The 23,084-nt window shown below is 39.9% G+C and carries 22 protein-coding genes, 1 riboswitch and 2 other annotated features; of the genes, 8 read left to right on the plus strand and 14 right to left on the minus strand.

Annotated elements, in window-relative coordinates; genetic code table 11:
- Positions 1-154 precede the first annotated feature (154 nt).
- Positions 155-386, minus strand: a binding site (T-box leader).
- The 5 genes from trpB to CJ239_RS09685 all read right to left on the minus strand — a co-directional run bounded on the left by trpB (position 377) and on the right by CJ239_RS09685 (position 7,458).
- Positions 377-1,555: a tryptophan synthase subunit beta gene (gene trpB / locus CJ239_RS09665; RefSeq protein WP_102211403.1), complete on the minus strand. Its 1,179-nt coding sequence runs from the start codon at positions 1,553-1,555 to the stop codon at positions 377-379. Its footprint overlaps the feature before it by 10 nt.
- A gap of 66 nt (positions 1,556-1,621) precedes the next feature.
- Positions 1,622-1,851 (minus strand) — a binding site (T-box leader).
- 34 nt (positions 1,852-1,885) lie between these two features.
- Positions 1,886-3,115 carry a DegT/DnrJ/EryC1/StrS aminotransferase family protein gene (locus CJ239_RS09670; protein ID WP_102211404.1) on the minus strand — a complete coding sequence of 410 codons (1,230 nt, stop codon included), beginning with the start codon at positions 3,113-3,115 and terminating at the stop codon, positions 1,886-1,888.
- 42 nt (positions 3,116-3,157) lie between these two features.
- The gene (locus tag CJ239_RS09675; protein ID WP_102211405.1) at positions 3,158-3,850 is read right to left on the minus strand and encodes a sugar transferase; all 693 of its coding nucleotides are present in this window, start codon (positions 3,848-3,850) and stop codon (positions 3,158-3,160) included.
- 130 nt (positions 3,851-3,980) lie between these two features.
- Positions 3,981-5,723 carry an ABC transporter ATP-binding protein gene (locus CJ239_RS09680; RefSeq protein WP_102211406.1) on the minus strand — a complete coding sequence of 581 codons (1,743 nt, stop codon included), beginning with the start codon at positions 5,721-5,723 and terminating at the stop codon, positions 3,981-3,983.
- The gene (locus CJ239_RS09685) at positions 5,713-7,458 is read right to left on the minus strand and encodes an ABC transporter ATP-binding protein (RefSeq protein ID WP_102211407.1); all 1,746 of its coding nucleotides are present in this window, start codon (positions 7,456-7,458) and stop codon (positions 5,713-5,715) included. The genes CJ239_RS09680 and CJ239_RS09685 overlap by 11 nt, the downstream gene beginning before the upstream one ends.
- A 45-nt stretch (positions 7,459-7,503) precedes the next feature.
- Here CJ239_RS09685 and CJ239_RS12285 point away from each other — a divergent pair, with 45 nt between their 5' ends.
- The gene (locus tag CJ239_RS12285) at positions 7,504-7,629 is read left to right on the plus strand and encodes a hypothetical protein (protein WP_257994531.1); all 126 of its coding nucleotides are present in this window, start codon (positions 7,504-7,506) and stop codon (positions 7,627-7,629) included.
- A 36-nt stretch (positions 7,630-7,665) separates the two neighbouring features.
- On the opposite strand, the gene CJ239_RS09690 is transcribed toward CJ239_RS12285, so the two are convergent.
- The 5 genes from CJ239_RS09690 to CJ239_RS09710 form a co-directional block, all read right to left on the minus strand.
- Positions 7,666-8,301 (minus strand): DUF421 domain-containing protein, encoded by a 636-nt coding sequence (locus CJ239_RS09690; protein ID WP_102211408.1) that lies wholly within the window; start codon positions 8,299-8,301, stop codon positions 7,666-7,668.
- Positions 8,298-8,753 carry a DUF3290 family protein gene (locus tag CJ239_RS09695; RefSeq protein WP_102211409.1) on the minus strand — a complete coding sequence of 152 codons (456 nt, stop codon included), beginning with the start codon at positions 8,751-8,753 and terminating at the stop codon, positions 8,298-8,300. Before CJ239_RS09695 ends, CJ239_RS09690 begins: the two co-directional genes overlap by 4 nt.
- A 126-nt stretch (positions 8,754-8,879) precedes the next feature.
- Complete coding sequence (locus tag CJ239_RS09700) at positions 8,880-9,521, minus strand: SdpI family protein (RefSeq protein WP_102211410.1); 642 nt, start codon at positions 9,519-9,521, stop codon at positions 8,880-8,882.
- Positions 9,502-9,789: an autorepressor SdpR family transcription factor gene (locus tag CJ239_RS09705; protein WP_000006510.1), complete on the minus strand. Its 288-nt coding sequence runs from the start codon at positions 9,787-9,789 to the stop codon at positions 9,502-9,504. Before CJ239_RS09705 ends, CJ239_RS09700 begins: the two co-directional genes overlap by 20 nt.
- The gene (locus CJ239_RS09710; protein ID WP_102211411.1) at positions 9,773-10,672 is read right to left on the minus strand and encodes a CPBP family intramembrane glutamic endopeptidase; all 900 of its coding nucleotides are present in this window, start codon (positions 10,670-10,672) and stop codon (positions 9,773-9,775) included. Before CJ239_RS09710 ends, CJ239_RS09705 begins: the two co-directional genes overlap by 17 nt.
- Positions 10,673-10,891: 219 nt before the next feature.
- Between CJ239_RS09710 and CJ239_RS09715 the strand changes: the two genes are divergently transcribed.
- The 4 genes from CJ239_RS09715 to CJ239_RS09730 all read left to right on the plus strand — a co-directional run bounded on the left by CJ239_RS09715 (position 10,892) and on the right by CJ239_RS09730 (position 14,535).
- Positions 10,892-11,719 carry an exodeoxyribonuclease III gene (locus tag CJ239_RS09715; RefSeq protein WP_000767453.1) on the plus strand — a complete coding sequence of 276 codons (828 nt, stop codon included), beginning with the start codon at positions 10,892-10,894 and terminating at the stop codon, positions 11,717-11,719.
- An 11-nt stretch (positions 11,720-11,730) separates the two neighbouring features.
- Entirely contained in the window at positions 11,731-12,117 is a 387-nt protein-coding gene (locus CJ239_RS09720) for a VOC family protein (protein ID WP_102211412.1), read from the plus strand.
- 348 nt (positions 12,118-12,465) lie between these two features.
- Positions 12,466-12,561, plus strand: a riboswitch (purine riboswitch).
- Between the two features lie 130 nt (positions 12,562-12,691).
- Positions 12,692-13,273, plus strand: a complete 582-nt coding sequence (locus tag CJ239_RS09725; protein WP_102211413.1) for a xanthine phosphoribosyltransferase — start codon at positions 12,692-12,694, stop codon at positions 13,271-13,273.
- Positions 13,273-14,535 carry a nucleobase:cation symporter-2 family protein gene (locus tag CJ239_RS09730; protein ID WP_102211414.1) on the plus strand — a complete coding sequence of 421 codons (1,263 nt, stop codon included), beginning with the start codon at positions 13,273-13,275 and terminating at the stop codon, positions 14,533-14,535. Before CJ239_RS09725 ends, CJ239_RS09730 begins: the two co-directional genes overlap by 1 nt.
- 55 nt (positions 14,536-14,590) lie before the next feature.
- Here CJ239_RS09730 and CJ239_RS09735 read toward each other — a convergent pair whose 3' ends face one another.
- Positions 14,591-16,081 carry a Sau3AI family type II restriction endonuclease gene (locus CJ239_RS09735; protein WP_102211415.1) on the minus strand — a complete coding sequence of 497 codons (1,491 nt, stop codon included), beginning with the start codon at positions 16,079-16,081 and terminating at the stop codon, positions 14,591-14,593.
- 116 nt (positions 16,082-16,197) lie between these two features.
- On the opposite strand from CJ239_RS09735, the gene CJ239_RS09740 reads away from it, so the two are divergent.
- The 3 genes from CJ239_RS09740 to CJ239_RS09750 are packed head-to-tail and all read left to right on the plus strand — an operon-like array spanning position 16,198 to position 19,655.
- Positions 16,198-17,466, plus strand: a complete 1,269-nt coding sequence (locus CJ239_RS09740) for a DNA cytosine methyltransferase (RefSeq protein ID WP_102211416.1) — start codon at positions 16,198-16,200, stop codon at positions 17,464-17,466.
- Between the two features lies 1 nt (position 17,467).
- Entirely contained in the window at positions 17,468-18,637 is a 1,170-nt protein-coding gene (locus CJ239_RS09745; RefSeq protein ID WP_102211417.1) for a hypothetical protein, read from the plus strand.
- Positions 18,624-19,655, plus strand: coding sequence for a DGQHR domain-containing protein (locus CJ239_RS09750; protein WP_102211418.1), 1,032 nt, complete (start codon positions 18,624-18,626; stop codon positions 19,653-19,655). The genes CJ239_RS09745 and CJ239_RS09750 overlap by 14 nt, the downstream gene beginning before the upstream one ends.
- A 224-nt stretch (positions 19,656-19,879) precedes the next feature.
- On the opposite strand, the gene CJ239_RS09755 is transcribed toward CJ239_RS09750, so the two are convergent.
- The 3 genes from CJ239_RS09755 to CJ239_RS09765 form a co-directional block, all read right to left on the minus strand.
- A complete protein-coding gene (locus CJ239_RS09755; RefSeq protein WP_000651223.1) occupies positions 19,880-20,284 on the minus strand; it encodes a PaaI family thioesterase in 405 nt (134 codons plus the stop codon).
- Positions 20,285-20,353: 69 nt separating this feature from the next.
- The gene (locus CJ239_RS09760; protein WP_102211419.1) at positions 20,354-21,835 is read right to left on the minus strand and encodes a UDP-glucose--hexose-1-phosphate uridylyltransferase; all 1,482 of its coding nucleotides are present in this window, start codon (positions 21,833-21,835) and stop codon (positions 20,354-20,356) included.
- A gap of 18 nt (positions 21,836-21,853) precedes the next feature.
- Positions 21,854-23,032 carry a galactokinase gene (locus tag CJ239_RS09765; RefSeq protein WP_102211420.1) on the minus strand — a complete coding sequence of 393 codons (1,179 nt, stop codon included), beginning with the start codon at positions 23,030-23,032 and terminating at the stop codon, positions 21,854-21,856.
- Between the last annotated feature and the right edge of the window lie 52 nt (positions 23,033-23,084).

The following is a 23,084-nucleotide window of genomic DNA, read 5'->3' on the forward strand; positions in this document are numbered from 1 at the left end:
TTCTCTAGAATACCACTATGGCGGGAAATAGCGGTTTAATGCTCACTTCGTTCGCAAATATTTTATAGAAATTTATCTAGTGATAAAGCATAATTTAAAACTGAATAGCTGAACCTATAATAAATATATAAAAATCCCCACGCAAAATAACTTGCGTGAGGACGAAATTCGCGGTGCCACCTCAATTATAGGATTTCTCCTATCTCTCATTCCTGTCTCAGACACTTCCTGTAACAGGCTGTGCGATAAAGGGCACTCCCTTGAGAATTATGTTTTCTTCTCTTATTTCAGATGGACCCAACCTTACAGTTTTCTCTGCTTGTTTCCAGCAACCACAAGCTCTCTGTGAGAGAAAGGACTGTAATTTTTCCATCTATTATTTTTTAGCTTCTAGGTAGTCTGCAATCGCAGCTACGTCCTTGTCTCCACGACCAGAGACATTGATGATGATAATGTCGTCTTTACTTAGTTTCGGTGCGCGTTTAACTGCTTCTGCGATAGCGTGTGAGCTTTCAATGGCTGGTATAATCCCTTCAGTCTTGCTGAGAAGGAGGAGAGCCTGAACAGCTTCTTCATCCGTCGCAGCCACATATTCCACACGACCTGAATCCTTGAAGTAGGCGTGTTCTGGGCCAACCCCTGGATAGTCCAATCCAGCTGAGATAGAGTAAACTGGAGCTAGCTCTCCGTCTTCCTTAAAGACTGCATAGGTCTTCATACCGTCAACAATTCCGATACTACCTTTTGTCATAGTAGCTGCGTGTTTGTCTGTGTCAAGTCCATGACCAGCAGCTTCTACTCCAACCAATTTGACTTCTTCATCAGCCACATACTGTGAAAAAGAACCAATAGCATTGGAACCACCACCGACACAGGCAATGACGTAATCTGGCAATCGTCCTTCTTTTTCTAAGATTTGACGACGAGATTCTTCACTGATGATCTTTTGGAATTCATGAACAATTGTAGGATAAGGATGAGGGCCTACAGCAGATCCCAAAACGTAGAAGGCTTCAAGGTCATTCATCCATGCTCCAAAGGCTGCATCAACTGCATCCTTAAGGGTACGAGTCCCAGTTTCAACTGCGTGAACAGTTGCTCCCATCATCTCCATGCGGAAAACATTGAGACGTTGACGTTCCACATCCTCTGCTCCCATGTAGACATCACAGGCCATACCAAACTTGGCTGCAGCCGCTGCTGTCGCAACACCGTGCTGACCAGCTCCTGTTTCTGCGATTACTCGTTTTTTGCCCATGCGTTTTGCCAAAAGAATTTGTCCTAAAACATTGTTGAGCTTGTGAGAACCAAGGTGGTTAAGGTCTTCACGCTTGAGATAAATCTTAGCGCCACCTAAGTGATCTGTCAAACTTTCCGCAAAATAGAGCGGTGTTTCGCGACCTGAATAGTCCTTCAAGTAATGACGAAATTCTGCCAAAAAGTCTGGATCATCCTTGTACTTGTCAAATGTCACTTCCAACTCATCCAACAAAGCCTGAATCGGCTCCGGTACAAAACTACCACCAAATTGTCCAAAATAACCTTTAGTTGTCATAAAAATTTCCTCTTTCTGTATTGGTTCCAAGATATGAAAAAAGCCCACACACAGAATATACTTCCATGTGAGGGCGTTGGTAACGCGGTGCCACCTCAATTATAAAGGGACTATCCCTTTACATCTCTGCCTTGTCTAACAACAAGTTGCACTGTAAGGTGTGCGCACCGAATTTTCATTGTTTCAAATTCATTTTTAAAATCAGCCCACTTTCACTACTTCCAACCACCTGTTCACAATGACCACAGGCTCCCTGAAGATCAAAAATAGTTACTTTTCTGATTTGTTGAACTTATTTTAATACTTTGTTTTTTCTTTGTCAAGACTTTTTTACGATTTTTTTGATAAAGTTAGCACTTTTTCAGAAACTGTTTTGAAAGTCTCAATGATATAGTCTACTTCTTCATCGCTTAGTTTAGTATGAAGTGGAAGCGTAATTTCATTTTCAAAGAAGGCATAGGCCTTGGGATAATTCGCCATATCAAAGCCAAGGTTCTTATAGGCTGTCAAGAGCGGAAGCGGTTTGTAGTGGACGTTACTTGCAATTCCTGCTTTAGCCAATTCTTGGATGATAAGATTGCGGTCCTCTAGGCTAGCACCTTCTACATGGGTGATGTAGAGGTGACGTGAAGATTCGACAGTCTCAGTCTTGTGTGCCAAAGGATGGATGCGAGAACCTGCAAAACCACGATCATAGCGGTCCACGATCTCCTTACGACGTTCTAGCAAACCAGGGTAACGGTCCAATTGTATCAAACCAAGTGACGCCATGATATCGGTCATATTGCACTTGTAGGCTGGTGTGACGATATCGTATTCCCATGAACCCAGTTGCATCTTAGCAAGAGCATCCTTAGTTTGACCATGAAGGGAAAGAATTTGGAATTCCTTGTACATCTCTTCGTCGTCAATCGCTGGATTGGCTTTCCAAGTGGCACTTCCACCTTCTGCCGTTGTAAAGTTCTTAACGGCGTGGAATGAGAAGGAAGTAAAGTCAGCGATAGAACCAGCTGGCTGTCCTTTATAAGTAGATCCCAAAGCATGAGCACTATCAGAAACAATCACGATACGGTTAAAGGCTTTTTGCCACTTGCTTGAAGCGGTAAAGAGATCACGTTTCTTCTCCACAACTTGGAACAAACGGTCATAGTCGCAAACAATCCCTGCAAGTTCTACTGGGATGATCACCTTTGTCTTTTCAGTGATAGCTTGCTCCAGCAGGTCATAGTCCATTTCAAAGGTATCTGCTTGGATATCCACCATGACAGGGGTTGCTCCTACGTGCGTAATGACACTACATGAAGCTGTATAGGTCATGGCTGGAACGATGACTTCATCACCAGGTCCCACTTCCAAGACGCGCAAAATCAACTCAAGAGCGGCAGTCGCAGAGTTGAGGCAGACAGTCTTAGGCGTCTGTGTGTATTGAGATAAGCGACGCTCCAGTTCTTTGGTCTTAGGACCAGTTGTAATCCAACCAGAACGCAGAGTGTCCGCTACTTCAGCAATTTCTGCTTCTGTAATATCGGGAGGTGAAAATGGAATATTGTAATTTGGCATTGATTTGCTCCTTTTATCTGTACTCATTTTCTCATGACTACTTTATTTTAGCACTTCAAACACGGTTTGAAACATGATTTTGATGTCTCCAAGGAAACTAAACTCTCGGAGATAGGCGAGGTTATAGCGCATCTTTTCAGGAAGGACATGTTCGACATAGGCCTGGTCAACTGACAGACCTTTCTCCGTCATTTGACTGATGATAGTGTCCTCATCCTTGTAGTGAATGCTGGCTGGAGAGGTAATCCCTGCTGGTAAGAGCAAGGTCGCCATCATTTCAGGGCTATACTGCTTTGTGTAGCGCGGCACTTCAGGTCGTGTACCGACAAAAGACATCTCGCCTTTAAGGACATTGACCAACTGAGGCAGTTCGTCTAAACGGACACGGCGGATGAAATTGCCAACCTTGGTAATGCGGCTATCGTTAGCAGAAGTCACCAGACTTCCTTTTTTATCCGCATCCGTCACCATGGTACGGAACTTCCAAATCTTGAACCGACGGTTGTACTGGGTCACGCGCTCTTGTTTGTAAATCACTGGCCCCTTGCTATCCAACTTGATCCAAATGCTCAAAATGAGAAAGATGGGAGAGGTCAGAACTAGTAAGACCAAGGCTAGAACCCAGTCCAAGCAACGTTTGAAAATCAGCGAACCCTTCCTTTTAGAGACAAGCTGGTAGTAAGACTCAACCTCGCTTGATTTCATTTCCACGGGCAAGTCTTCCCATTTCAGCATGCTGTTTCTCCTTTGTTTTTATTATACTATTTGTCAACATTTTTCATTATACCACAAAATGGAAAAGGCGGTGAAAGAAATCTGTAATTTGAAAGATTTCCTTCTTTGACTCAATGAAAATCAAAGAGTATTAGGACATGGCCCCTGCCTGCAAGCTATACATCTTGTGATAGGTTCCTCCCAAGGCCAAGAGTTCCTCATGAGTTCCACTCTCGATAATGCGCCCCTTATCCAAAACATAGATACAGTTGGCATCTTGGATTGTAGAAAGGCGGTGAGCAATGGCAATGGTTGTCCGCCCCTGTCTCATCTTCGCCAGAGAAACTTGAACCAGACTTTCTGTTTCAGAGTCAATATTGGCTGTCGCTTCATCCAAGATCAGGATTTTAGGCTGACTGGCGACTGTTCTAGCAAAGGCAAGAAGCTGGCGCTGTCCAGTTGAAAAACTGGAGCCACGCTCGGAAACAGGGGAGTTGTAACCCTGCGGAAGGTCCTGAATAAAGGAATCTGCATCCACGAATGCTGCTGCAGCCTGGACCTGGTCATCACTTATCTCTTGGTACACGGCGATATTGGACTTGATTGTTCCATGATAGAGGAAGGGTTCCTGCAAGACCAGGCCGATGTTTTTTCTCAGCTCTTCCTGACTGTAGTTCCTGATATCCACACCATCTAAGAGAACTCTCCCTGACTGGAATTCATAAAAGCGCATGAGGACATTGATAATCGAAGATTTCCCAGAACCTGTATGACCCACAAAAGCAATGGTTTCACCCTTATTAACAGAGAAAGAAATGTCATCCAGAATCGGATGTTTTCCATCATAAGAGAAACATACATGTTCAAAACGGATATTGCCTTCTTTGACTTTAGCCTGCCCATTTTCTTGAAGAGGTTCATAGGTCCTCTCGTCTATCAGAGCAAAGACACGACCTGCAGAAACCATAGACGTTTGCAGAGTTGAAAAGTTTTGCGTCACCTCAATCAAGGGGTCAAAGAGACGATTGATATACTGGATAAAGGCATACATGGTTCCAGCTGTTATTCCCAGATAAAGTCCACGGTAGCCAAAATAGGCCATTAAAACTGCATATCCTAGGAGTTTAAGCAAACTCATGGCAGGGCGCAAAAAGAGGGCATCCAAGGCTACAGAACGGTTGGCATAGACCAAGTGTTCTTGGTTGATTTCATCAAATTCTGCCTGTAGGCGCTTCTCTTGATTAAAGGCCTGGATTATTCTGATTCCCTCGATGTTTTCAGCCAGCTTGCTATTGATATCTGACAAGAGACTTCTGGTTTTCTCAATGATTTTCACTGATTTTTTCCGATAGAGATTGACCAAAAGGAAAATCAAGGGGAGAAAGAGCAAGACCAAAGCTGTCAAACGAAAATCCAACACCAACATGGTATAAAGAGTTGTCAGAAAGATGAAAACTGCTGAGATAAAGCTAGATAAAATCCCCGAAAACATATCACTAATAGTCTCGGTGTCATTTGTCAAACGAGAGACGATAGAGCCTGCTGGCGTCTTGTCAAAATAAGACATACCCAGCTTTTCCATATTGGCAAAGGCATCGCGACGAATATCCCTAACAATACTGTAGGACACGCGCGCAAAGAGAAGATTGCCGACATACTGGACCAGAGTTTGTAGGATATAAAGGCCATAGTAGACCAGCAAAACGGTAACGGCAAGTTGATTGAGATTGCTGAGATACTGGTCTATAAAGTGGGAAGCCACAAGGGGAATGACACTTTTAATGACCGTCGTCGCTAGGAGAAAACTGAGTGCCAAAAAGGTCAGGAGGCCGTAAGGTTTGAGATAGGACATCAAGCGCTTCAATACAGCCCATTGTTCTTTCTTATTCTGCATCTTCTTCTCCCTTCATTTCCAGCTGCTGAGACTGGTAGGTTTGGGCATACCAGCCATCCATGGCTAGTAGGTCTTCGTGCGTGCCCCGTTCGATAATTTGTCCGTTTTGCAGGACTAAGATCAGATCTGCATGGACAACCGCACTCAGGCGATGAGCCGTAATAATGGTTGTCTTGTCCTTTCGCGTCTCCTTAAGATTGTCAATAATCGCATACTCTGTCTTGGCATCCACGGCCGACAAGGAATCATCTAAAATCAAAATATCTGGGTCTAAAATCATGGCCCGACTCATGGCCAGACGTTGCTTTTGACCACCTGAGAGACTGACTCCCTTTTCACCAATCAAGGTATCAAAGCCTTGAGGCATGGCTAGAATGTCTTGGTAAACTTGAGCTAGCTTCGTCACTTCCTCGACTGCTGAAAGTGATAAGTTAGGATTTCCAAAGCGAATATTGTCTAAGATAGAGGTCGCAAAGAGAAACTGGTCCTGGGGGACATAGCCCATAAGACTACGAAGGTCTGTCAGACGATAGTCCCGAATATCGTGACCATTTAGATAAATGGCTCCCTTGACCACATCGTATTCACGCAAAAGGAGCTTGATCAAGGATGTTTTCCCAGAGCCTGTTTGCCCAACCAAGCCCAATGTTTGCCCTTTTTCCAGACTAAAGTGAATATCCGTCAGTGTTTCCTCATTTTCAAATGCAAAACTATCAATAGCGTACTGCAAGCGCCCGTTTTCAATGCTATCTAAAGGAAACTCAGGGTCTTGTACAGGTGATTTCTGATACAACAGTTCCTCAATCCGCTGGTAGGAAACCTTGCCTCGCTGAGTGATATTAAAGAGGAAACCAATAGCCATAAGAGGCCAAACTAGCATATCCAAATAGCTGATAAAGGTGACCAGATTCCCAACTGTAATCTGCCCTTCCTGAACCATCAAAGATCCGACTAAGAGGGTTAAGACATAGGATGAACCAACAAATAAGAGAACCATGGGGTCAAAGAGACTATCGTATTTCATGGTTTGCAGGTTCTTTTGGAAGGTCAATTCATTAACCGCCTGAAAGGACTTGATCTCATCCGACTGATAACCGAAAGACTTGGTCACTTTGATACCTGAAACGGACTCCTGTACCTTGTTATTGAGTTCGGAAAAGGCGGCTTGCGATTCGCCAAAGGCCTTATGTGTCTTTCTACCTAAACGACTGGTCGCATAAGCCATGAAAGGTAAGGGTAAAATGGCAACTAGGGTCATTTGCCACGAAATGCTAAAGAGCATGGTCAGCAAGGTCACTAAAGCCGTAATTGAGGCATCCACCGCTGACATAACCCCTCCCCCTGCGAGACGGGTTAAGGCATTGATATCATTGGTGGCATGTGCCATCAGATCCCCCGTCCGATAAGTCTGATAAAAGGCTGGAGACATTTTTGTGAAATGCTCAAACAAACGAGACCGCATAATCTGTCCCAGACGGTAGGAAGTCCCAAGGATATACATCCGCCAAACATAGCGCAGATAGTACATCCCAAAGGCAGCAAGAAGCAAGTAAAATAGGTCAAGAAGGAGGTCCTGCTGGGTTAATTGCCCCGATGTGATGGCATCAATGACTCGCCCCATAACCATAGGTGGAATAAGATTGAGGACGGAAACCAAGACCAGGGCCACAATTCCGACTAGATAACGGCGTTTTTCTAACTTGAAAAACCACCAAAGTTTTTGAATAATGGACATAAAATCCCTTTCTGATTGCAAATGGAAACCTGAGGCCAATACTCAATGAAAATCAAAGAGCAAACTAGGAAACTAGCCGCAGGTTGCTCAAAGCACTGCTTTGAGGTTGTAGATAGAACTGACGAAGTCAGTAACATATACATACGGCAAGGCGACGTTGACGCAGTTTGAAGAGATTTTCGAAGAGTACAAGACCCCAGGCTTTTCTTATTCATAGGTTACGACTGTGACCGCACCCTTGTCATACTCAGCGATAAAGATATTGGCAACATTGTCATGTCCTTGTTTGCTGAGATTATCAAGTAGCCACTCTTCGCTACGACCAATCGTTTCCAAGACGTCTACTTGAATGACACCGTCGGTCACAACTGGATACTTAGGATTTTCATCTCCCATTTGGATCACGATGAGTTGACCATTTTGCTCCTGCACAGCTCGTTTAACTTGCTTCATCTGGAAAATCCCTTGGCTACGAAGTTTAAGGGCTACATCCGCTGCAGACAAGCCAACTGAACGACAGGCTTCTGGGTCAATCTGCCCATTTTTGATCAGGAGAGTTGGTTTCCCATCAATCAAGCGTTTGACAAAACGAACATTGTTGTTGAGCCATTTGAGGGTCAAGACCAAAATCGTCCACATCATCAAAATCACTGCGTACTGCAGAATATTGATTGAACTATTGTAAATCACCCCACCGATGATACCACCAAGAACATAGTTCTGAATTTGGTCTGTCGCAGAGTTAGGTGCTAGGTTCCCCTTTCCTGTCACATTGATAACAAAAACAAGCGAGAAGAGTCCCAGGGCCAGTTTGATTAAAATTTCCATATAGTTGAGTGTCATTTGTTTACCTCCACCAATTCAATAGCGTCTGTTTGATGCAATTCTAATTTCTCTAAAAGATACTTGTCTGGTTGGCTCCCGTTCATGGCGCGGTAGACATTTGGACCTACCTTGACAAGCGCTCCATCAGTGGTTGCAGAAGTATTGACATAAACTTCTGATTTATCCACTCCCAAGTCTTTGGAAATGACCTCTATGAAATGAAGGGAGGTTTGAAATTGGTTGTTAGAGGCTTGATTGGTCTGGTATTTTGAAATTGTCACCAAAAGCATGACCACTAAGGTCAAGGCCAAAATCATGACCAATTCCCGAAACTTAGTCCCCTTTTTATCACGATAGGCCTTAAAAGCAAAAAATCCTGTGATAGCTAGGAGCACAATTCCAAAGCCAATCATGATGCCATTTTGCTGACTGATTTGGCTAAGTACATAGTCATATGAGTAAAATTTCATTTATTTTCACGCCTTTTCATAAAATCATTCTTCATTATAAATGAAAGAGGGTAATTTTTCAAACCATACATTGGGGAAATAGACATATCAGACCAACTTCTCAAACTAATGACTCCAGTAGCTATTTCAAGATCCTGATTTTGATAATTGATAAGAATAGACACTAGGAATTATCACTACAAAGAAAAGTGTCAAGAAGAATACCCAGTAAACATACAGTTGCACAAAGGAATTTAGAAACAATAACAATCCTCCTAATACCCAAATTTTTCCAGCTAGGCGATGCGTTTTTCTCCAGTTTTCATCATTCTCCAAAGTCCACGGTAGTCGAATACCGATTATATAATTTAGGTGTGTTTTTGGTAGATAATTTCCAATTACGATCATCACGACTCCCATAAAAATCTGAGCTAGTAGCCCACTCATCATGGAATAACCCAAAGATTCTCCGAAGATAGAAATCATTAATAGACAAGATACAAAAGGAATAATCCAGTAAATCAAAACTTGTATTTTTGAACTGATATTGCTAGATTTAGGATCCTTAATCATTATAAATAGAAGCAACCAATGCATCAAAAGCATGAGAGTCGGTAATCCAAAGATAGCAGACATTTTATGATTGTAGCCATCTGCTTGACCCAGTAGATTAAAATGAGTGGGTATCTCCTCTGGTAATTGATTCCAGAAAACACAACCTACAAGGGAAGGTAGTAGGATGAGAATGCTCGTAAATAATACCAATTTCTTATTGATTTTTATCTTCATCAAAATGATCTCCTTTCAGATCTGCTAACCAAACCATTATATCCTCTAAAACCGATGTATTTAACTCATAATAAATAAAGTTTTTTTCTTTCATTTCATGAATCAAATCCGCTGCTTTCAAAATCGTGAGATGGTGTGAAATAGTTGCACTAGTCAACTCAAATTGACTGGCAATTTCTCCTGCAGATAATCTACCTGCTTTGAGTAAATTTAAAATCTCTCTCCTAACTGGATGAGATAAGGCTTTAAAACTATTTGCAAAACTCATAATGACTCCTTTCCCTTTGTAATATTAGTAGGGCTAGGAATAAGCAAGGTAGAACTGATAGCATTCCAGTCGGTGATGGCCCTAAAATCAAGAGGCTTGAAACTTTTTCTCCTGGTAATTGAAAGAGTAACCCAATACCTGCAGTTGCATTGATTGCCCCATGAAATAGGGCAGAAGCCCAGATAGAACCTGTCTTTTCCAACAACCAGCTCAACAATATTCCTAGGCTAAAACAAGATAGAAACATAGCAACAACTCCCAAAACGGGATAAGCAAAATAAGTAAGGCCATAATTATATCCTTGCAAATTGATTGGTAAATGCCATAGACTCCAAATGAGAGCAAGTAAGACATGAGTCTGGACTAGTGAAAAGCGTCCTCTTAGCACTGGGTAAAGATAGCCACGCCAACCAATTTCCTCCCCCAATGCAAAGAAACTATTAAGAAAAGGAGCGTAGGTCAAACTAGATAGGATTTGAATCAAGGCCAAGAAAGATAAGGGAATCGGTGATTGAAGGACTCCTTTTTCTTGTAAAATAGCTTGAATAGATTCAAAACCAAGGCTGAAATTGCTAGGGAATACAAGAAAATAAAGTCCTGCTCCTAAAAAACTGATAACTGCTGGTAACCAGATAGCTAGTAAGTAAAAGCTCCAGTTCCTCTTGAGATTCACGACTAATTTAGATTTGATTCCACTAGGTTGATTCGTGATTTTCCCTAAGAGAAAGACTGCAAGTGCAGGCATCCACATGGCTACAATACTAGCAAGTTGACTCCATGGAGAATTTAAACCAACACCACTTAGCCATAGTGACAACCATATTATCCAAGCAAGGGCATAAGCCAAGACCACAAAAAGAAGGATTGTTCTCTTATTTGACATATATGTAACTTCACTTTCTATTTAGATGTTTTTCTAAATAACATTATACACCTTTCCATTCTAAATACAAGAACTATTTAGATTTTTTTCAAAATAGTTTAGGGAATTTTTATTTTCTTAGGATAAAATCTAAAGGGTGATTTTTCAAACCATACGTTGGGGAAATAGATCTTTTTTTGGTATAATAAAATCTATAATCTGAATGAAAAAGGTAACTTTATGAAACTTATCTCATGGAATATTGATTCCCTCAATGCAGCCCTCACTAGCGACTCAGCTCGTGCCAAATTGTCCCAAGAAGTCCTACAAACCTTGGTCGCTGAAAATGCTGATATTATCGCTATTCAAGAAACAAAGCTTTCTGCCAAGGGTCCTACAAAGAAACACTTGGAAATTTTAGAAGAACTCTTCCCAGGCTACGAAAACACCTGGCGCTCTTCCCAAGAACCTGCCCGTAAAGGCTATGCTGGAACCATGTTCCTTTATAAGAAAGAACTTACACCCACTGTCACTTTTCCAGAAATCGGTGCTCCTTCTACCATGGACTTGGAAGGCCGCATCATCACCTTGGAATTTGATGAATTTTTCGTGACCCAAGTTTACACCCCAAACGCTGGCGATGGCCTCAAACGCTTGGAAGAACGCCAAGTCTGGGATGTCAAATATGCTGAGTACTTGGCTGAACTAGACAAAGAAAAACCAGTCCTTGCGACCGGTGACTACAATGTGGCCCACAATGAAATCGACCTTGCAAATCCTGCTAGCAACCGCCGTTCACCTGGATTTACCGACGAGGAACGTGCTGGATTTACCAACCTTTTGGCAACTGGATTTACCGACACCTTCCGCCATATTCATGGCGATGTTCCAGAACGCTACACTTGGTGGGCACAACGCAGCAAGACTTCTAAAATCAATAATACAGGCTGGAGAATCGACTACTGGCTCACAAGTAACCGCATCGCTGACAAGGTGACCAAGTCTGACATGATTGACTCAGGAGCTCGTCAAGACCACACACCCATTGTCTTGGAGATTGAACTCTAAGGAGAAAACGAATGGACTATCAAGCTGTCATTCCTGAATTTGTAGTATCTGACATCGAAAAATCACGTCACTTCTACTGCGACCTGCTAGGATTCTCTGTCGAATACGATCGTCCAGAGGAGAAATTTCTCTTCCTCTCGCTTGAAGACTGCCAACTTATGCTAGAAGAAGGCAGCGCAGAAGAATTAGCTCAACTGACCTATCCTTTCGGGCGCGGTGTCAATATTTCCTTTGGCATTGCAGATGTTCCTCAGCTCCACCAAAAACTGCTGGAAGCTGACTATCCTATTTATCTTCCCTTAACCAAAAGAAAGTTTCGTGTTGGGGATCATTATATCTATCCACATGAATTTGCAGTTTTGGATCCAGATGGCTATTTTTTAAGATTTAGCGAGTAGAATAATAAAGGTTTAGCAAAAAATATTTCAAATCAGAAAAAGGCATATTATCAGATCTTGAAAAATCTTGATAATATGCCTTTTATGATAAAAAATCTTCTAATACTCTTCGAAAATCTCTTCAAACCACGTCAGCTTCCATATGCAACCTCAAAACAGTGTTTTGAGCAACCTGCGGCTAGCTTCCTAGTTTGCTCTTTGATTTTCATTGAGTATAAATGTTAGCCAATAACCGAATTTTTGTCCATTTTTCTTCTATTTGTTCGTTTTTTTATAAAAAACACTAACAAAATATTTGATTTTTAAAGTTTTTTTGTGTAAAATAAAAACATTGGTACAAGCCTGTTTAAAATTGAATATCGTTTTACTTGTTTATGTCGTGAATTGGCACGACGTTTCTACAAGGTGCCGGAACACCTAACAATAAGTAAGTCAGCTTGAGGGGATGGTCTTTTTTGTCATGCCTATTTTGGGGACTTGCTTAGAGATTAAGTAGGTCTTTTTTCTATTAGTTTTTTCTGGTTAAGGATCAGAAACAAGCAAATGGATTGGCTTTTAGACTTTAGGAGGTCTTATGAAATTATTAGAAGAGCGCATTCTCAAGGATGGGCATATCTTGGGTGACAACATTCTCAAGGTGGATTCCTTTTTAACCCACCAAGTTGACTTTAGCTTGATGCGAGAGATTGGTAAGGTTTTTGCGGAAAAATTTGCTGCTACTGGCATTACCAAGGTCGTGACCATTGAAGCGTCGGGTATTGCCCCAGCCATTTTTACAGCTGAGGCCTTGAATGTTCCCATGATTTTCGCCAAAAAAGCTAAGAACATCACTATGAACGAAGGCATCTTAACTGCCCAAGTTTACTCCTTTACCAAGCAAGTGACCAGCACCGTTTCTATCGCTGGAAAATTCCTCTCACCAGAGGACAAGGTCTTGATTATCGACGATTTCCTTGCTAATGGCCAAGCTGCCAAAGGCTTGATTCAAATCATCGAACAAGCTGGTGCCACAGTCGAAGCTATCGGTATTGTGATTGAAAAATCTTTCCAAGATGGCCGTGATTTGCTTGAAAAAGCAGGTTATCCTGTCCTATCACTCGCTCGTTTGGATCGTTTTGAAAATGGTCAAGTTATTTTTAAGGAGGCAGATCTCTAATGCAAACTCAAGAAAAACACTCGCAAGCAGCCGTTCTTGGCTTGCAGCACTTACTTGCCATGTATTCAGGTTCTATCCTAGTTCCCATCATGATTGCAACAGCCCTTGGCTATTCAGCTGAGCAGTTGACCTACCTGATTTCCACAGATATCTTCATGTGTGGGGTGGCAACCTTCCTCCAACTCCAACTCAACAAATACTTTGGAATTGGACTACCAGTCGTTCTCGGAGTTGCCTTCCAATCAGTCGCTCCTTTGATTATGATTGGTCAAAGCCATGGTAGTGGTGCTATGTTTGGTGCCCTTATCGCATCAGGGATTTACGTGGTTCTTGTTTCAGGCATCTTCTCAAAAGTAGCCAATCTCTTCCCATCTATCGTAACAGGCTCTGTTATTACCACGATTGGTTTGACCTTGATTCCTGTCGCTATTGGAAATATGGGAAATAACGTTCCAGAGCCAACTGGTCAAAGTCTCTTACTTGCAGCCATCACTGTTCTGATTATCCTCTTGATCAACATCTTTACCAAAGGATTTATCAAGTCAATCTCCATTTTGATTGGTCTAGTTGTTGGAACTGCCATTGCTGCTAGCATGGGCTTGGTTGATTTCTCTCCTGTTGCGGCAGCACCACTTGTCCATGTCCCAACTCCACTCTACTTTGGGATGCCAACCTTTGAAATCTCATCTATTGTCATGATGTGTATCATCGCAACGGTGTCTATGGTTGAATCGACTGGTGTTTATCTAGCCTTGTCTGATATCACGAAAGACCCAATCGACAGCACGCGCCTTCGCAACGGTTACCGTGCAGAAGGTTTGGCCGTACTTCTCGGAGGAATCTTTAACACCTTCCCATACACAGGATTTTCACAAAACGTTGGTTTGGTTAAATTGTCAGGTATCAAGACTCGTCTTCCAATCTACTACGCGGCTGGTTTCCTGGTTCTCCTTGGACTCCTTCCTAAGTTTGGTGCCCTTGCCCAAATCATTCCGAGTCCTGTCCTCGGTGGTGCCATGCTGGTGATGTTTGGTTTTGTGTCTATTCAAGGGATGCAAATTCTCGCTCGTGTTGACTTTGCTAACAATGAACACAACTTCCTTATTGCAGCTGTATCAATCGCTGCAGGTGTCGGACTCAACAACAGTAATCTCTTTGTCAGCATGCCGACAGCCTTCCAAATGTTCTTCTCAAACGGAATCGTCGTAGCCAGCCTCCTCGCCATTGTCCTCAATGCAGTATTAAATCATAAAAAGGAATAAGAAAAAGAGGTGTGAGCCTCTTTTTTTGTTTATCACAAATTGATTATAAATACAATCAATCCCAATTCCCATCTAATATTTCTTTTATAAACTTCTTAGGCATCCAAAAGGAGTGTTTTGTAATCCTACGTCCATCTGGAAGTTCATCCGTATCAGATAATGAGCCTTTCCCAACAAATTTTCCTTTTTCAATTTCATAATAAGCATTGGTAGCATGTAATTTCGTAAATAGGATTCTATTTATCTTACTTTGAGGGAAATTAGTTGAAACTTTATTACCATTTTGAGTTAATTTAACTCCGTCAGAAATAATTTGTCTAGTTTCCTGCCATACTCTTTGTATTTCTTCTAATTGTCTATCCTGAAATCCCCAAAACTTGATAGAATCTAATACAAATAGCTTAGGTTCAATTTCCTTAAAAATAACGAAGAGGAATCGTTTATTATATATTTCATTATAAACATGTGATGATTCCCAACTATCTGTTGCTGCTAGTTCTTTAAAACAATAAGTTTTAAATGGGGAGTCTTCCTTAGGTAAATTATTCTTATCTACTCGAATAACTCTCAAATTCATGTTTGCTTTTTGAAATTCTTTTGTCTTATCTAAATCCCCTGTTAATCCTAAAATTTTTCTAATCAAAGTACTATTCTTACCTTTGGCTTTTGGATTCACTTCAAATCTATCATATAACTCTTGTTCAGAGAAACCTTTATAGGAGAGAATCTTCTCTGCAATAACCTCAGTAAATGATTTTTTCTCACCTCTAAAATTTGCCAGAACACTTTCTTGATCTGATTGGTTAAAGATTTTATGATTAATCAGATAGGTCATATAACTTGATTTTAATTCCCAAGCTCTTTGTTTTGCTAATTCATGACTAAATGGTTGCTGTCTTAAATCCTTTCCTTTACCTGCTCCTTTTGTACAAGTTGATAAATAGTTTCCATCTGATTCTGATAATTCATGCGCCCTTCCATTTTTGATTTTATCTGCAATCTTCTGATAGTCTTCAAGGATGACTGCCATGTCCTCCTCAAACCATTCATATAAAAATATTTTTTCAATGATATAGTCCTCCATTGTTTGATTAGGAATTAAGCCATTGTAAAACAATAACAAAATCTTTGCACATTTTTTCCATAAATGAGTGGAGTAAAAATCCTCTAAATTTTCCTCCATATAGTTTAGTATTGTCAATACAAGTCGTTCTTTGGCACTAAGTGTCCCATTTTTGTTTATCTTAAAAGGAGTAACTTTTAATTCTACACCTATTTTTTCAAAGTCAGCTTTCGAGTCACTATTTGGCTGATAACCATAGAAATATTTTTCAATATAATTTCCATACTGCCCTTTTGACTTCATACTAATTGCTTTATCTTGTACCTCAGAGACTACTCTATCATTATAATCGTCATATGATTTATAAAGAGAACGATTATACTCTTCCATAACATCGGAAAATTTTCTATTTAATAGTTTGTGAGAATATTCAATAACACTATCGATATCTTCATCGTTATAGTTAAATAAGTTTTGATCCATTTTCTTCTCCTATCTTTTATATTATATCAAATTAAACTAAAGCAAACATTAATACTTGATCAATCATTGAAAATAGTATATAATGGACTAAACTGTAAAAAAATGAAGGAGAAAAGATGAAAGTTCTCGAACTATTTGCTGGAGTTGGCGGTTTTCGGATAGGATTAGAAAATGCCGATAAGCAACTCTTTAAAACAAAATGGGCAAACCAATGGGAACCATCTCGTAAATCTCAAGACGCATTTGAGGTCTATGATTATCACTTCCCCAATAGCGAAAACATCAATATTAGTATCTCTGATATAACAGACGAACAATTTTCCAAAATGGATGCCGATATGATTGTCGGTGGTTTTCCTTGCCAAGATTACTCTGTTGCGCGTAGCAAGAAAAATGAGAAAGGTATTGAAGGAAAAAAAGGAGTTTTATTTTGGGAAATCATTAGAGCAACGGAAATCATTAAACCCAAATACTTAATTCTGGAAAATGTGGATAGGCTTTTAAAAGCGCCCTCAAAACAGAGAGGACGTGATTTTGCAATCATGCTAACAGCTTTTAATAATCTTGGATATTCTGTAGAGTGGAGAGTTATTAATGCTGCTGAGTATGGAAGAAGCCAACGAAGACGTCGTGTATTCTTTTTCGTATATCGTAATGATACCAAATTTGCTAAATCAGTTGATGAACAATATGAAAACAATGAATCTGTAGCTGAAGAAAATAAATATGATGATTATTTGTTTAGAACAGGTTTATTCGCGACCCAATTTCCAATTAAAAACATACCAGTTAAAAATAGACATGTTTTTCATGAACTTGGAGATGATATCGTAGAGGTATCTGATAATTTCACAGGTACTGTCTGGAACACAGGGATTATGAGATATGGAAAATACTACTCTATCGATACAGAGCCTAACTTTAATAGAAGACCAATTACATTAGGTGAAATTCTTCAGGATGAAAAGGATGTTCCTGATAAATATTTCATTACAGATCCAGCAAAATTGGAAAAATTCCAATTCCTACGCGGTCCTAAACGAATAGAACGTACTTCTGCCGATGGCCATACTTATATCTATTCAGAAGGCGGAATGGCTCCTTATGACGATTTACATTTACCTGGTCGTACAATGTTAACTTCTGAAGGTACCGTTAACCGTTCAACCCATTTTCTTAAAGTTAATGGTAAATACCGTCTTATAACTCCGGTTGAAGCAGAACGTCTTCAAGATTTTCCAGATAATTGGACAGCAAAAAAGAAATTAATTGATGGGTCTATTGTTGACGTTTCTGATAAAATGCGTATGTTCTTTATGGGGAATGCTTTAGTAACAGAAATTGTAAAAAAAATTGGGGACTATATTAAAAAATGGGAGAAATAACATGGTAGCGAGTAAACAGGACTGGTTAAAAATATTTAAATTGCTCTCTGATTCTGTGAACAAAGCTAATAATCGTTTAAATGAATACCTTCAAGAGTTTATAGATAGTAACAATCATAAAAAGATTATAGGAAAACAAAATAGGATAAAAACAGACGTTAGCTTTGTGGATAAATTAGTCAGAAATAATTATATAAGTAGCTGGATATATGACGAAGAGAATGATGAAGTAAATAAAAAAACTCTTAGTAGTAACTTACCTGACTTTATTGGTTATAGAATAAATACATTATTTTTCAATGAAGAGGAGCAATTTGCTAATGAGTTGATTAGTTTTTTAAAAAAGAAGGAACATATTGAAATTTCGGACAATCAATTGAATCCAACTAATCAACAAGCTAATGGTCACCCAATAATGAAGTTCAAGGGTTTTGTGAAATCGGAAGTAGACCCCGAACTAAAATTTGGATTTGAAATACAAATTAAATCGTCTGTTCATAATTTGTGGGGAGAAGTTGAACATGGTTCAATTTATAAGCCAAATAATTTTGATTTTCGTATTGACGAAAAAAAGAGGAATGTTGAGGAGATATGGAACACTCTTACTAGTTGCGATAGACAGCTATATCTACTAAGCAAAGAAACATATGAAAAAGATAAGTTATTGAAACAACTGCTCACGATTTATCTTGAAGAAAGTCAATTGGTAGATCCTCTAAATTCTCATTATTTATATTCAATTTTCTTTAATGTGTTTATTCGTAAAAATAATAAAGTCATGGAAGAGTTACTAATTCAGTTGATGAGTAACAAAAAAATTGAAATAAAAAGCAGTTTCATTTTTATAAATCTAAAAGACAGTTTCGTTTATGATGATTTGAAAGGAATACTATCTACTATACTTCATCCGGATGAATTAGAATCAATTAAGAAAATTTTTGAGTACTGTTTTGAAAGTATAGAACATGAGAGTTTTTTAGATGTTATTATTTTTTCCATTATAGAATATTATGAATTAGATTCGGAAAGTGAAATTGAAGATGAAGTGTTAGATATTTATAAGGACGATGATGAGGACGAAGAAGTTCAAAACAACAAGCCTTCACTATTAGGATTGTTAGAGAAAGACGGATTTAAAACAAAAAGGATAAAATTAGATGAAAGCGAATAAAATTAATCAAATCCACTCAGGATTTGCTGGGATTGAATCTATAAATATGACTATAGATAAATTAATTGGAGTAACGGTAGTAGATGTTTTTGACCCTCAGACTTTTAAAGGTTATCAACGAGAAATAAATGAAAAACATGTCTCTAAAATAGAAAAATATATTACTGAAGAATTTAAAAAAGGGAACTTTCTTTTCCCAAGCCCAATCATTTGTTCTTTACGAGAAGATGAAACATTGTATATTGTTGATGGTCAACATAGAGTTCAAGCATTTAAAAATATTAAGGATAGAGATAATGCCCTATATGAAAGAATTAAGGATTATGAAGTTAACATTATTACTTTAATAAAGCCGAGTATAAATCTGGAAGTTGAGACATTTATAACTATAAACAAAACCTCAAAAAAGGTTGATACCTCTTTAGCCCTAATAGCTAAAACACTATACTCAAATTTCGAAGAAAAAGAAATTTCAGCTAAAAAACAATATATTTTAGTAGAGATTGCTCGAAAATTGGATGGTTCTAAAGATTCGCATTTTTATAATAATATCGCTTGGGAAGGGACGCCGAGAGCTACAGGGAAGATAATTTCTCTTAACTCGTTTGTCAGAGCATATATGCCAATTGTTAATTATTTAAATAATAAAAATCTTATTTCTTTAGATGGTTTTTCAGAATTAACTGAATGCATAGATTTTTGTTTAGAGGTTATCAATACTATTTGGAATTCTATTGAAAATAAATGGCCACAGCTGTATAAGAATAAGGGGGGTAATAGTATTATTCAAGGTACCATTGGGTCTAGTGCAATTGTTAAATTTATAAATAGTTATTTAAAAGAAAAATCTGTTGTAATAAGTGATAAGCAAAGTTTATTAGAAGAAATCAATATAGCAATCAAAAAAATAAATTCTTCATATGAAAATTGGCTTCCAAATGGTTTATACTCAAGTTATTCTTCGGGAGCTGGTCATACAATTATTTCCAAAATTTTGATGGATAGTCTTGATAGTTAAAATGATTAATTTTTGAGACGCCAATTTATAATTCAATATAACAATAGTTTTGATTTATACATTTTTTAAATGAAAATAACAAAAAAACTGAATAGAAACTCAATTATAAGAAAAATGAAGTTAATCTTCCTACAATAAAAGGCATAATATCAAGGTTTTCAACACCTGATATTATGCCTTTTTCTAATTTTTAAGACTTTCTGTTCAGACTCTCTTTTGTTTCTCTATATCCTTACCTGTCTGTCTTCTGATCGCTGGCCTGTGACAAACATGGTAAAGGTTGCTTTACAGACATTTCTGCCTTCTTGATTGGTAATATCGACATCCACCACACAGGTTGTACGACCTTGATGAACACATTCTCCTTTAATGGTCAGCACATCGTCGAGTTTTCCTGCCTTGAGGTAGTTGATAGAGGATTGGAGAGTCACCCCGTCTAGTCCTAGCGAGATAACCACCAAACCACTGATTTGGTCACATAGTGTGAATAGATAGCCACCATGGGCATTGCCATAGTAGTTGAGCGACGAGTCCACTACTTTTGTTGTCACCACAACGTGACCATCTCTCATTTGTTCAATTTCGTAATTTTCAAAGGCAGATATAGCGTCAAAATGAAAATCTTTCATCGTTTCCTCCTGATATTTCAAACGACACTATGATACTACTTTTTATAGGACTGCGCAAGGAGAAAGTTCCTAGTCTGACAAAATTCCGACTTGTTCTACAAAGCGCATAAAGGCTGCCTGTCCTTGTTCCGTCTGTTTGTAGACTCCTGCATCCTCAAGTACACGCTCAAAGATAGTACCCACAGAGTCCTTGACGATTTCAAGGGCTTTTTCTTTATCCGTTAGATCTGGATGGTGGACTCTGAGTTGGTCTGCCCATTCCTGATGATAAGTGACAACTGTATCAGCTTCTCCCACGAGATAGCTAGCGACTTGCTCCACTTCTTCTTTCAGACGTGGTGGCAAGATAGCCAAGCCCATGACCTCAATTAAGCCGATATTTTCCTTCTTGATATGTTGGACATCCTTGTGAGGATGATAGATGCCGTCAGAATGCTCTGACGATGTCTGATTGTCTCGCAAGACTAAGTCCAACTCAAACTGGCCATCACGCTTACGCGCTATAGGTGTGATGGTGTGATGCGGTGTCCCGTCTGTCTCTGCCAAAATCTGCACTGTAGGGTCTGAATACTGGCACCATTCCTGCAAAATCTTGTCAGCCAAGTTAATCAAATCCTCTTTGGAATCCGAAGTCAACCGCAGCACTGACATGGGCCACTTGACAATCCCAGCCTTGACCTGTTCAAAACCAGTAAATCGGAAGGTCTTTTGCAAGGGAGCCATTTCCATAGGAAATACGTGACGGCCTCCCTGATAGTGATCATGGGTGAGAATAGAACCTCCCACTATTGGCAGGTCGGCATTGGAACCTGCAAAATAGCCTGGAAACTGCTCTACGATAGCCAGCAAACGCTCAAAACTCTGACGACTAATAGCCATGGGACGATGCTGACCGTCTAAGAAGATACAATGCTCATTAAAGTAAGCATAGGGCGAATACTGAAAGCCCCACTCCTGACCAGCCATTTCAAAACGGATAATACGGTGATTGCTGCGAGCTGGGTGGTTGACCCGACCATGGTAGCCCTCATTCTCTAGACAAAGCTGACACTGGGGATAATTGCTAGCTTGCACCAACTTGGCTGCCGCAATCTCTTTGGGATCCTTTTCAGGCTTAGAGAGATTGATAGTAATTTCAAGCTCACCGTAGTCAGATGGAACCCTATAGGCGATATTTTTAGCAATGGCCTTGAGTTTGATGTAGTCATTTTTTTGACTGAGTTGATAGAAATCCGCTATCGCTTGCTCAGGAGATTGGGCGTAAGTTCCCCAGAAGTCACGATTAACCTGACTTGGACAAGGGGTCACCAAGTCCATCAGTTCAGCACCAAGGATTTCACGCGCAGTCTGACTATCTTCAATCGTCTCTAATCTAACTGCCTCCTCGACTAGCTGATCCTTGAGGTCAATCAATTTATCTAGATTGGTCTCAACTTCTAAAACACCGTCTCCCACTCGTGCCAAGACACGATTGGTCAAGTAGATTCGATCCATTTCCTCAAATGAACTTTCAGAAATAACATGTGTTACAAATTTATCTACTAAGGTCACTATAGAGCCTCCTTTTGACTAGTCAAGGACGCGAGTGCCACCTGCAACTTCAGCGATATAGAAGCTTGGAGCGTAGCCAACTACTTTCTCGTAGTGTTTGCCAACAGCTTCCTTAAAGGTATCAACAGCATCTTTTTGAACCAAGGCAATGGCACATCCGCCAAAACCTGCCCCTGTCATACGAGCACCGAGAACGCCTTCTTGTGCCCAAGCTGTGTGAACAAGAGTATCCAATTCCAAACCAGTTACTTCATAATCATGCTCCAGAGAAACGTGTGACGCATTCATCAAACGACCAAATGTTTCCAAATCTCCTGCTTGAAGGGCTACTTGAGCTTTGAGGGTACGTTGGTTTTCAAGCACAGCATGGCGAGCACGTTTCAAACGATTTTCGTCTTTAATCAAGTAGCTATATTCATCAAAAGTCCACTCGTCCAATTCACCCAAGGTCTGAATATCCAAGGCAACTTGCAACTCTTCCACTGCTTTTTCACACTCAGCACGACGTTCATTGTATTTAGAGTCGGCCAATTCACGGCGTTTGTTAGTGTTCATGATAACAACGACATTGTCCTTCAAATCAAGTGGCACCAAGTCGTATTCTAAGGTGTTGGTATCTAGGTAAATAGCACGTTGGTCTGCACCCATACCGATGGCAAACTGATCCATGATACCAGAGTTTACTCCGATAAAGTTGTTTTCTGTTTGTTTACCGATTTTAACCAAATCCAAACGGTCTAGTTTTAAATCAAAGAGATGCTCTGCCACGACCCCTGTCAAGAGTTCCAAGGATGCTGATGAAGACAAGCCAGCACCATTTGGGATATTCCCATACACATAAAAATCAAACCCTTTGTCAATCACATGCCCAGCTTCTTGCAAGAAATGAAGGACACCTTTTGGATAGTTGGTCCAGTTGTGCTCTTTTTCAAACTTGAGGCCTGCAAGAGGAACTTCAATGATCCCCTTGTCCTCAAAGTTGGCTGAATAGAAACGCAAGACTTGGTCGTCACGCTTGCGAGCTGCCCCGTATGTTCCCAAAGAAATAGCAGCTGGAAAAACATGCCCACCGTTGTAGTCTGTGTGTTCACCAATCAAATTGATACGACCTGGTGAAAAGAAAGTTTGCTCTGCTTCTTGACCAAAAACGGCAAGAAAGTCTTTGCGAAGGGCTTCAGCAGTAAGATGTTGTGTCATATGAATTCTCCTTTTACTGTCCGTTAAGTCGTCTTAACGTGTAATCGTTTTC

Origin of the sequence: Streptococcus sp. UMB0029 (assembly GCF_002871495.1) — a bacterium.
Taxonomy (GTDB): Bacteria; Bacillota; Bacilli; order Lactobacillales; family Streptococcaceae; genus Streptococcus.

What these genes read in the sequence shown, in the direction of transcription:
- trpB (WP_102211403.1), bottom strand. Translation starts at nt 1,555, where the DNA reads ATGACAACTAAAGGTTATTTTGGACAATTTGGTGGTAGTTTTGTACCG.
- CJ239_RS09670 (WP_102211404.1), bottom strand. Translation starts at nt 3,115, where the DNA reads ATGCCAAATTACAATATTCCATTTTCACCTCCCGATATTACAGAAGCA.
- CJ239_RS09675 (WP_102211405.1), bottom strand. Translation starts at nt 3,850, where the DNA reads ATGCTGAAATGGGAAGACTTGCCCGTGGAAATGAAATCAAGCGAGGTT.
- CJ239_RS09680 (WP_102211406.1), bottom strand. Translation starts at nt 5,723, where the DNA reads ATGCAGAATAAGAAAGAACAATGGGCTGTATTGAAGCGCTTGATGTCC.
- CJ239_RS09685 (WP_102211407.1), bottom strand. Translation starts at nt 7,458, where the DNA reads ATGTCCATTATTCAAAAACTTTGGTGGTTTTTCAAGTTAGAAAAACGC.
- CJ239_RS12285 (WP_257994531.1), top strand. Translation starts at nt 7,504, where the DNA reads ATGAAAATCAAAGAGCAAACTAGGAAACTAGCCGCAGGTTGCTCAAAG.
- CJ239_RS09690 (WP_102211408.1), bottom strand. Translation starts at nt 8,301, where the DNA reads ATGACACTCAACTATATGGAAATTTTAATCAAACTGGCCCTGGGACTC.
- CJ239_RS09695 (WP_102211409.1), bottom strand. Translation starts at nt 8,753, where the DNA reads ATGAAATTTTACTCATATGACTATGTACTTAGCCAAATCAGTCAGCAA.
- CJ239_RS09700 (WP_102211410.1), bottom strand. Translation starts at nt 9,521, where the DNA reads ATGAAGATAAAAATCAATAAGAAATTGGTATTATTTACGAGCATTCTC.
- CJ239_RS09705 (WP_000006510.1), bottom strand. Translation starts at nt 9,789, where the DNA reads ATGAGTTTTGCAAATAGTTTTAAAGCCTTATCTCATCCAGTTAGGAGA.
- CJ239_RS09710 (WP_102211411.1), bottom strand. Translation starts at nt 10,672, where the DNA reads ATGTCAAATAAGAGAACAATCCTTCTTTTTGTGGTCTTGGCTTATGCC.
- CJ239_RS09715 (WP_000767453.1), top strand. Translation starts at nt 10,892, where the DNA reads ATGAAACTTATCTCATGGAATATTGATTCCCTCAATGCAGCCCTCACT.
- CJ239_RS09720 (WP_102211412.1), top strand. Translation starts at nt 11,731, where the DNA reads ATGGACTATCAAGCTGTCATTCCTGAATTTGTAGTATCTGACATCGAA.
- CJ239_RS09725 (WP_102211413.1), top strand. Translation starts at nt 12,692, where the DNA reads ATGAAATTATTAGAAGAGCGCATTCTCAAGGATGGGCATATCTTGGGT.
- CJ239_RS09730 (WP_102211414.1), top strand. Translation starts at nt 13,273, where the DNA reads ATGCAAACTCAAGAAAAACACTCGCAAGCAGCCGTTCTTGGCTTGCAG.
- CJ239_RS09735 (WP_102211415.1), bottom strand. Translation starts at nt 16,081, where the DNA reads ATGGATCAAAACTTATTTAACTATAACGATGAAGATATCGATAGTGTT.
- CJ239_RS09740 (WP_102211416.1), top strand. Translation starts at nt 16,198, where the DNA reads ATGAAAGTTCTCGAACTATTTGCTGGAGTTGGCGGTTTTCGGATAGGA.
- CJ239_RS09745 (WP_102211417.1), top strand. Translation starts at nt 17,468, where the DNA reads ATGGTAGCGAGTAAACAGGACTGGTTAAAAATATTTAAATTGCTCTCT.
- CJ239_RS09750 (WP_102211418.1), top strand. Translation starts at nt 18,624, where the DNA reads ATGAAAGCGAATAAAATTAATCAAATCCACTCAGGATTTGCTGGGATT.
- CJ239_RS09755 (WP_000651223.1), bottom strand. Translation starts at nt 20,284, where the DNA reads ATGAAAGATTTTCATTTTGACGCTATATCTGCCTTTGAAAATTACGAA.
- CJ239_RS09765 (WP_102211420.1), bottom strand. Translation starts at nt 23,032, where the DNA reads ATGACACAACATCTTACTGCTGAAGCCCTTCGCAAAGACTTTCTTGCC.